Consider the following 8,711-nt stretch of genomic DNA (forward strand, 5'->3'; position numbering starts at 1 on the left):
GCTATGCCTATTTGTTGAAGCCGTATGACGACGACGAGTTACAACAGGCACTTAATAAAGTCGCGCCGTTTATCGTCCAGGATACCAGGGAGATTCAATACAAAACTCGTTTTCTAGTACGGTATGGTATGCGGTTAAAATCGATACCGACAACAGAAATTGCCTATTTTATGGCTGAAGATAAAATATTGTACGGCTACACAAAAGATGGAGATCAATTTATTGTCGACGATACCATAACAGGTCTTGTGTCTCGCCTGGATCCAACATTCTTTTTTCAGGTCAATCGCAAATTCATTATCCATATAGATTCCATTATAGATATGTTGAAAGTAGCTCGTAATCGCATACGGCTCCAATTACAACCAGCGTTGCCAGCTGGTATCGAAGTTATCGTGAGTGAAGATAAATCATCCGATTTTCAGATGTGGTTGGACCGCTGATTAAGCTGATCGTATGATTTTAATAGCAGGATTGTATTGCAGTAATTCATTTACAAAATTATCATTTCCGTCTGGGCTAATGTATATTTCTTCGTACTTGTTATAGTGTATGATCAAACCTTTGCGGGCAGCTGCTGGTTTAAAACCCACCCATAAAGTCTTTCCAATCTCTATTTTGTGAATTTTGTCAATGGCAATCTTTCCTCTAAAGATACACGTTCGATAAGAAAAATACGGACTGTCTATTGTATACCTCGGTCTTGGTAATAATAATGTGGCTATCAACAATGTCGGAAGACCTATTATAGTCACAAATTCTATAAAAGTAGCTTGTTCAGTACGAAGTGTAACGATCATCATGACTATCATGGATAATATAAGGCCAATGATCATGGCATCCATCAAAGGGTCTTGTCTGCTTCTGAAAACTTTCATAATTTATAGGATGTTGCTAATCTTAAAGTTAACAAATTTTTGTAAATTTGCATCGTTATGAAAGTCGCTTTATATACAACGTTTTATTTTATTCCTTGACGATTTTAGCTCAGTCAAGTAAATAGTTTTTTTAATAAATGATATTTCGCATCATTTAAGGTTGTATAATACTTTATTATTTTATGGAAAAGAAAAATTGGTTTCAAACCTATATGTATATTTGGATTGGACAATTTGTGTCACTGTTGACGAGCTCTGCTGTCAATTTTGCTGTGATTGTCTGGTTGAGTTTAACGCATAAGTCGGCCGAGGTATTGGCTTTGGCAGGTATTGCAGGCTTATTGCCACAGGCACTTATTGGACCCTTCGTAGGTGTTTTAATTGATCGCTGGGACCGGAAAAAGGTAATGATTTTTGCCGATGCATTTATTGCTTTATGTACCCTAATGATGACTTTTGTTTTGCAGGAGGCTGCAGTAGGGCTATCGCTGATCTATCTGTTGCTAACTTGTCGTTCCATAGGGGCAGCTTTTCATGCACCAGCGATGCAGGCAATAGCACCACTGATGGTTCCGGAAGATAAATTGCTACGTGTATCTGGAATAAATCAGATGCTTCAGTCCGTCAGTAGTATTGCCGGGCCTGCATTAGGAACGCTGGCGATTACTTATTTTTCAATCGCTCAAGTGCTTTATCTCGATGTTATCGGTGCGGCAGTTGCAATAGTATCGTTGTTCTTTGTCACCATTCCTCATTTAAAGGTTGAATCTAAATTATCCTTTGGACAGGCATGGGGTGATATGAAACAAGGTATGCAGGCCATCTACCATAATCGTGGCTTGAGCCTATTGTTTTTATACGCGATGATCGCTACTTTTGTGTTATGCCGATCGCTATTATGTTTCCACTTTTGACAATCGATCATTTTAATGGCGGAAAATGGGAGATGAGTGTGATTGAAATTATATGGGGAGTAGGCATGTTAGTAGGAGGAGGATTATTGGGAGCATTTAAAGTGAATTTTTCGAAAGTAATTATGATCAATACCATGCATATTGTACTGGGATTGACATTTGCTTTTTCAGGATGGTTCCCATCCACTTGGTTCATTCCTTTTGTAATCGTGACTGGAATAGGTGGTGTATCCATGTCGCTGTTCTCAGCCTCTTTTATGACGACCATACAAGAAGAAGTCGCACCCCAAATGTTAGGTCGCGTATTTTCGCTCTATTTTAGTCTTGCTATTCTGCCAAGTGTCATCGGATTACTTTTTACGGGTATGATAGCAGATGTAATTGGAGTAGCCAACGCTTTTGTGATCGCAGGATTATTGATGATGATTGTAGGCGTATTGTCCTTTTTTACACCAGCTGTCATGCGACTGGGAAAAAAAGTGCCCCATAACGAAGCAGTATAAAATAAAAAAGCTTCCAAATTTTGGAAGCTTTTTTATTTTGAGCGAAAGACGAGATTCGAACTCGCGACCCCAACCTTGGCAAGGTTGTGCTCTACCAACTGAGCTACTTTCGCGTTGGTCTTACAAAAATACGGCTTTATTTGAATTTTTGCAAGACCAATTTAATATTTTATCAATTTAATTGATCGCATTGGCACAGTTCATACCATCAATAGCAGCGGAAATAATACCCCCAGCATAACCAGCCCCTTCAGCACAAGGGTAAAGACCCTTAATTTCAGGATGTTGTAAAGATAACTTATCACGGGGAATACGGACGGGTGAAGAAGTGCGGGATTCTACAGCAACAAGGATAGCTTCATTGGTATAGTAACCTTTCATCTTTTTACCGAAGATAGGCAATGCACCGCGTAATGCTTCGTACACAAATTTTGGTAACACCTGAGTTAAATCTGCAGAAACCGTACCCGGTTTATAAGAGTTTTCCGGAAGATCTTTGGATATCCGCCCCTCAACAAAATCAATCATCCGTTGCGCAGGAGCCACCATTTTTCCACCACCAGCTTCAAAAGCACGTTTTTCGATTTCACGTTGAAAATCCAACAACGCAAATGGATTGCTGTCCGATCCCGGAACATCCTCCAGGTTGATCTGGATAACAGTACCAGAATTGGCGTGCGGATTATTCCGTTTCGATGGCGACCAGCCATTCACAACGATTTCATTGTCTGCGGTAGAACAAGGAGCAATAACCCCACCTGGACACATACAGAATGAAAAGACCCCACGGCCATTTACCTGTTCCACAAGACTATAATAAGCCGGTGGAAGATGCTCGCTTCGGACTTCACAATGATACTGTGCTTGATCAATAATCTCCTGCGGATGCTCAATTCGAACACCTAGAGCAAAAGCTTTAGCCTCAAGTAACCAGTTTTTAGCACGGAAGAGTTCGAAAATATCACGTGCCGAGTGTCCTGTAGCTACAATGACATGATTTGATTTCAATTGTTTTCCACTTGCAAGTGTGACACCTGTAACCTGATTATTTTCCGTATTGATATCAACTACACGTTGTTCAAAAATAACCTCGCCACCATGCGCGATAATCGTTTCTCGGATGTCCTGAATAATATGAGGTAACTTGTTCGTTCCGATATGAGGGCGCGCATTGACCAAAATATCTTCATTCGCACCATGGGCAACAAAAAGTTTAAGTACTTTCTCAACATCACCACGTTTATCCGAGCGGGTATATAGCTTTCCATCAGAATATGTACCGGCACCACCTTCACCAAAACAATAATTGGAGTCTTCATCAACAATACCTTCGCGGTTTAACTTCGCAAGGTCACGGCGGCGATCCTGCACAGCTTTACCACGTTCAACAATAATAGGTTTAAGCCCTTTTTCCAAACATTGTAGCGCTGCAAATAAACCTGCAGGGCCAGCACCGATAATTAACACTGGTTGTGCGTTATGGGCCAATTTAAAGTGGGTTTCAAAAACTTCATTAATAGGTTCTTCGTCGATAAAAAATATAATACGAGCTCTAAAAACGACATGTCGGCTACGGGCATCAATAGAACGCTTGCGAATTTTAAATCCTTTAATACGCTCACCATTTATTTTCAAGGCTTTAGAACCTTGAATTAGAATATAATTATCGTCCTCAATTCTTTCCGGAGCGATAGCCAGTTCAATTTCTTTCTGCATAAATTTCTTGCTGGGTTTTTATCCCAAAAACAGCCCAAAGTTAAGGATAACTGCTGTATTTTTTTAGTTATAAATACTTAACGCCTAAAATTATTCTTATATTCGTAGGAGTGGTATGAGCTTTGTAGTAAGCTTTCTATCAAAATTTAATTTGAAATATATTAATTCAACAAAAAATGAAAAGATTATTAGTCGCATTCTTTGGTTTAATGGTCGCATTATCTTTCAGTTCATGCGGATACAATACAATGGTATCGCAAGATGAAAATGTAAAAGGAAAATGGGCTCAAGTTGAAAATGCATATCAGAGACGTGCAGATTTAGTTCCGAATTTGGTAAATACCGTAAAAGGAGCAGCAAAGCACGAAGAAAGTACATTAACAGCTGTTGTTGAAGCACGTGCCAAGGCGACTTCTATCACGGTAGATCCTACCAATTTGAATGAAGAAACAATTGCACAATATCAAAAAGTACAGGACCAGTTTTCAGGTTCTTTAAGTAAGTTGATGGCTACAGTAGAAGCTTACCCAGATTTGAAAGCAAATCAAAACTTTTTAGAATTGCAAGCGCAATTAGAAGGTACTGAAAATAGAATTTCAACCGAACGTAGAGCTTACAATGAAGCGGTACAGCAGTTCAATACAACTGTGAGAAGTTTTCCTAACAATTTGATGGCTGGCATGTTTGGCTTTAAAGCAAAAGGAACTTTCACAGCACAAGAAGGTGCGGATAAAGCGCCAGCAGTATCTTTCTAAATACAGCGTATTAGTTTACTAGAAAAGATGAATGATGGCCGAAATTTGTGCACGCATTCATCTTTTTTTATTTAAAAAAGACTTTAGTAATGGGAACATTTTCATCAGAAGAGCAGGAAAAAGTAGTACATGCGATCAGTATTGCGGAAAATAAAACTTCCGGTGAGATCCGTGTGGTTGTTGAGAAACACTGTCCTGGAGAAGTTTTCGATCGTGCAACCCACTATTTTGAAAAGTTGGATATGCATAAGACCGCTTTAAGAAATGGAGTTTTAATCTACTTAGCACACGAAGACCATAAATTTTCCGTTATAGGAGATGCGGGAATTCATAAGAAAGTAGGGGACGATTTCTGGGAGAAAACGAAAGAAATTATGGTTCAGGAATTTCGGAATGCACAATATGTGAATGGTTTGATCCAAGGCATTGAGCATGCAGGCGAACAACTGGCGAAATTTTATCCACGAGAAGACGATGATATTAATGAATTACCGAATGATATTGTTTTTGGCGATAAATAAAAAATGGATAAACGAAAAGAATATAGGTCATTGACCAAAATTAGATTGTCAGCCATACGTTTTTTTGTCATGACGCAGTCGCAGTACTATTTAGTATTGCAGGTGTATTTGCACAGGACGATTTTCCGGCGACATCCAACAGATTGGTCAACGATTATACAAACACATTATCGCCCACTCAGGTACAGCAGTTAGAGCAAAAACTACTGGCTTTTGAAGACTCTACCTCCATACAGATTGCGGTAGTCTTGATGAATTCAACAGGATCTTATGATATCAGTGATTATGCCGTAAGACTAGCTCAAAAGTGGGGCGTAGGAAATAAAAGTACAACACAGGTATTCTGTTGCTTGCCGCAATTGGCGATCGTGCTGTTACTATTCAGACAGGGTACGGTATAGAAGGCGCTGTTCCTGATGCGATCGCACATCGAATTATTGAAAACGAAATAAAGCCAGCTTTCCGGGCGCAGGATTATTTTTCAGGAGTTAATAAGGCAACTGATGCTCTGATTTCCTATACCAAAGGAGAGTATAAAGCAGATCCTAAGCAACCCCAAGGAAAAGGAGGCACTTCAAAGATGTTGATCGTGATTGTGATTGTGATCATTGTCATCGCAGTGATTTCTAGAAAAGGAGGAAACGGTGGAAATGGTGGTGGTAAAGTCATGAATGGTACAGGAACTTCCGATTTGTTTTGGTGGACACTCTTAAATACACTTGGACGAGGCGGTTCCGGAGGTGGCGGCTTTGGTGGCGGTGGAGATAGTGGTGGTTTCGGCGGTTTTGGTGGCGGTGGCTTCGGTGGTGGCGGTGCCAGCGGCAGATGGTAATCCAAACCGTGTAAATGAAGTAATAAATATCAAATTATATACAGATGAAAAAAGGAATATTATTGGGATTAGGACTTATCCCGACTTAATTTTTGCACAAGAGAATTTACCGTAACAGGTAAAATACAAGGAGCGACAGATAAAGCAAAAGTGTTTATGCAATATGCTGAAAACAATGCGCGCAAAATAGATTCAACAACAGTAACAGGTGGACAGTTTAAATTTAGCGGTACAGTTGCTGGACCTGTTAAAGCGTACTTAATTCTTTCAGCAGACGGAACTAGCATCAAAGAAATACAAAATCCTGATTTGACGCAAGTATACCTGTCAACTGGAGTGATCAAAGTAGAATCTACTGGTGAGATGAAAAATGCAGTTATTTCGGGTAATGCGATCAATAATGATTTTGCAAAATACCAAACTGCTGTTAAGCCTTTCTCAGAGGGATTTCAGGCATTAAATAAGCGTTATTCAGAAGCTGCTGAAGAACAGCGTAATGACCAGACTTTTATTGCAGGTCTGCAAAAAGAAGCCGGAGAAATCAATGAGAAACAAGAATTGGTGGACGAGCAGTTTATTAAAAATAATAAATCAAGTTTCATTACATTGGATTTATTAGGAGATAAATTAGATGCTGAAAATGTCAATTCATTGATTATTCCAAGTTATCAAGCGTTATCAGCAGAGCTAAAAAACAGTAAAAAAGGTAAAGAATTAGCAACACGAATTGAAAAGTTAAAAGCAGTAGCTATCGGAGCAGTAGCGCCGGACTTTACATTACCTGATACTGCAGGTAATCAGGTTTCTCTTTCTTCTTTAAGAGGTAAATATGTATTATTAGACTTCTGGGCAAGCTGGTGCGGACCATGTCGCCAAGAGAACCCTAATGTTGTAGCAGCATTTAATAAATTTAAAGACAAGAACTTACTGTATTTGGAGTCTCTTTAGATAATCCAGGTAAAAAAGACGCCTGGTTGAAAGCGATTGCAGACGATCAATTAGGACAGTGGCCACAAGTGTCAGATTTGCAAGGATGGAAATCTGCTCCAGTAGGTTTATATGAAGTACGTGGTATTCCACAGAACTTTTTAATCGATCCGACAGGAAAGATTGTTGCCTCTAATTTACGAGGTGAAGCTTTAGAAGCTAAATTAGCAGAATTACTAAAGTAATAGCAGTGTAAGGATATCTTAAAAAGGGCTTTTCAATTCGTTGAAAAGCCCTTTTTATGTTTACTATTGTACATGCGTACTTTTTTAACCCTTATCGTAGCGACCGTGTTAATGGTCAGTTGCCAAAACAAACAAGAAGCGGGAGTGCCCGTTCTGAACCTTGCCTCATTAGCGGCAATCCCATTAGACAATCCCATTGATACTTTGGCGAAAGGCAAAGCCTTTATAGAGGTTAAATTGCCTCCTGGAGCTCGAATTGAAGAATTGTCGAAAGAAGATTTAGGACTATTAAAAGCCGCTGCTTATCGTTTTTTGGACAAGTTAAATTGGTCGACAATCAATATATCGCAAATATCAAAGAAGGAAAAGAAATTGCGGTTTCGGATGCTGTGGTTGCAGCTTATTTGAAAGCAATAGCCAATACCAATGCATTTGCAGACTCCTTAAAAAATGAAGGACAAGAAATCCAATTGCCGGCTATAACAGATGAATACCGTAATGCTTTATTAAAATAATAAAAAAGCCGATTATATACTAATCGGCTTTCTTTTTGTCATATTTTGAAACCAGTACTGTATAACTTTTTATTGTTGCCGCGTTACTTCTTGATTTGTACTATATAGATGAGTTTTTTGGGTACTTCTTATGTTAGATGGTTCACTCTCATTTTTCATTCGGTCCAGTGCCGTCACCATATAATAGTACTGTTGATGTATTTCCAGGTCACTATCATCAAATTGAAGGTCATCCTCATTATAAGAAATATGGATGATATTCTTACTATTATTCAAATCAGGTTGATCCCCCTCTTTAAATCGGTAAACAATATAGCCATAAGCAGATTGACCATCAGACGCACGATCGGGTTTTTGCCAGACTAGGTGATTTAATTTTGTATTTTCTGAAGACCTCAACTGTAATCCAAAAGGTGCATTGGGCGGGATACTGTCGATCCACGGCATCGTCGGAGGCAAAGCCGATGTTTTATACAGATTACGTTGCAAAGAATCCTGAAGACCGGCAAGATTGTCCGTTAAAGATTTTGAACTAAAGAAGATACTTCCCTGTACATTCTGTTGTTCTCGTAAAAAACGGATCTGACGCGGAATTTGGCTTCGGTCAGTCCATCCAGGTTTTTGCTCATTCACGCGATAAGCACCATGACCGATATAAAAGTGTCGGCCATAAGTATGATGTTGCCACCATTCAACCAGAATTTCATAAGCGGCAGCACGGTTTTGGAAAGGAAAATAAATCTGGGGATTGATGTAGTCTATCCAACCCTCTTTGATCCATTTCACGCCATCCGCAAATAAAGTCCGGTAACCACTTAAACCATGTGTATTAGAACCGTCACGGTTTGCATCCTTATTATCCCAGATACCAAAAGGACTAACACCGTATTTTACATAAGGTTTTT

9 protein-coding genes, 1 tRNA gene and 2 pseudogenes are annotated in these 8,711 nt (G+C 39.3%); 8 read left to right on the forward strand and 4 right to left on the reverse strand.

Going from position 1 to position 8,711, the window contains the following annotated elements; translation table 11 throughout:
• Positions 1-443 (forward strand): LytR/AlgR family response regulator transcription factor (locus L950_RS22635; RefSeq protein WP_021188857.1); only part of this gene is annotated, 443 nt, incomplete at its 5' end.
• On the opposite strand, the gene L950_RS22640 is transcribed toward L950_RS22635, so the two are convergent.
• Positions 444-878, reverse strand: coding sequence for a PH domain-containing protein (locus L950_RS22640; protein WP_021188858.1), 435 nt, complete (start codon positions 876-878; stop codon positions 444-446). It lies immediately after the preceding gene.
• A gap of 182 nt (positions 879-1,060) precedes the next feature.
• On the opposite strand from L950_RS22640, the pseudogene L950_RS37590 reads away from it, so the two are divergent.
• Positions 1,061-2,295: pseudogene (locus L950_RS37590) on the forward strand (MFS transporter).
• Between the two features lie 40 nt (positions 2,296-2,335).
• Here the strand turns inward: L950_RS37590 and L950_RS22650 are convergent.
• Positions 2,336-2,408: transfer RNA gene (locus tag L950_RS22650), tRNA-Gly, on the reverse strand.
• A 64-nt stretch (positions 2,409-2,472) separates the two neighbouring features.
• A complete protein-coding gene (locus L950_RS22655; RefSeq protein ID WP_021188859.1) occupies positions 2,473-4,011 on the reverse strand; it encodes an NAD(P)/FAD-dependent oxidoreductase in 1,539 nt (512 codons plus the stop codon).
• A 176-nt stretch (positions 4,012-4,187) separates the two neighbouring features.
• On the opposite strand from L950_RS22655, the gene L950_RS22660 reads away from it, so the two are divergent.
• From L950_RS22660 to L950_RS22680, 6 genes and pseudogenes are all read left to right on the forward strand, one after another.
• Positions 4,188-4,766 carry a LemA family protein gene (locus L950_RS22660; protein WP_021188860.1) on the forward strand — a complete coding sequence of 193 codons (579 nt, stop codon included), beginning with the start codon at positions 4,188-4,190 and terminating at the stop codon, positions 4,764-4,766.
• Between the two features lie 89 nt (positions 4,767-4,855).
• Positions 4,856-5,287 carry a TPM domain-containing protein gene (locus L950_RS22665; RefSeq protein ID WP_021188861.1) on the forward strand — a complete coding sequence of 144 codons (432 nt, stop codon included), beginning with the start codon at positions 4,856-4,858 and terminating at the stop codon, positions 5,285-5,287.
• A 95-nt stretch (positions 5,288-5,382) separates the two neighbouring features.
• Positions 5,383-6,119: pseudogene (locus L950_RS22670) on the forward strand (TPM domain-containing protein).
• Between the two features lie 156 nt (positions 6,120-6,275).
• A complete protein-coding gene (locus L950_RS22675) occupies positions 6,276-7,067 on the forward strand; it encodes a TlpA disulfide reductase family protein (protein ID WP_231577805.1) in 792 nt (263 codons plus the stop codon).
• A gap of 26 nt (positions 7,068-7,093) precedes the next feature.
• Entirely contained in the window at positions 7,094-7,291 is a 198-nt protein-coding gene (locus L950_RS34420; protein WP_021188863.1) for a peroxiredoxin family protein, read from the forward strand.
• A gap of 72 nt (positions 7,292-7,363) precedes the next feature.
• Positions 7,364-7,699: a hypothetical protein gene (locus L950_RS22680; protein ID WP_021188864.1), complete on the forward strand. Its 336-nt coding sequence runs from the start codon at positions 7,364-7,366 to the stop codon at positions 7,697-7,699.
• Between the two features lie 176 nt (positions 7,700-7,875).
• Here L950_RS22680 and L950_RS22685 read toward each other — a convergent pair.
• Positions 7,876-8,711: glycoside hydrolase family 10 protein (locus L950_RS22685; RefSeq protein ID WP_021188866.1), on the reverse strand; the 836-nt coding region annotated here is incomplete at its 5' end.

Source organism: Sphingobacterium sp. IITKGP-BTPF85 (assembly GCF_001006065.1).
Lineage (GTDB): Bacteria > Bacteroidota > Bacteroidia > Sphingobacteriales > Sphingobacteriaceae > Sphingobacterium > Sphingobacterium anhuiense.

Bases quoted from the DNA above. Each gene is read 5' to 3' on its own strand.
- L950_RS22680 (WP_021188864.1), top strand. From the start codon at position 7,364: ATGCGTACTTTTTTAACCCTTATCGTAGCGACCGTGTTAATGGTCAGT.
- L950_RS22655 (WP_021188859.1), bottom strand. From the start codon at position 4,011: ATGCAGAAAGAAATTGAACTGGCTATCGCTCCGGAAAGAATTGAGGAC.
- L950_RS22675 (WP_231577805.1), top strand. From the start codon at position 6,276: ATGCAATATGCTGAAAACAATGCGCGCAAAATAGATTCAACAACAGTA.
- L950_RS22640 (WP_021188858.1), bottom strand. From the start codon at position 878: ATGAAAGTTTTCAGAAGCAGACAAGACCCTTTGATGGATGCCATGATC.
- L950_RS22660 (WP_021188860.1), top strand. From the start codon at position 4,188: ATGAAAAGATTATTAGTCGCATTCTTTGGTTTAATGGTCGCATTATCT.
- L950_RS22665 (WP_021188861.1), top strand. From the start codon at position 4,856: ATGGGAACATTTTCATCAGAAGAGCAGGAAAAAGTAGTACATGCGATC.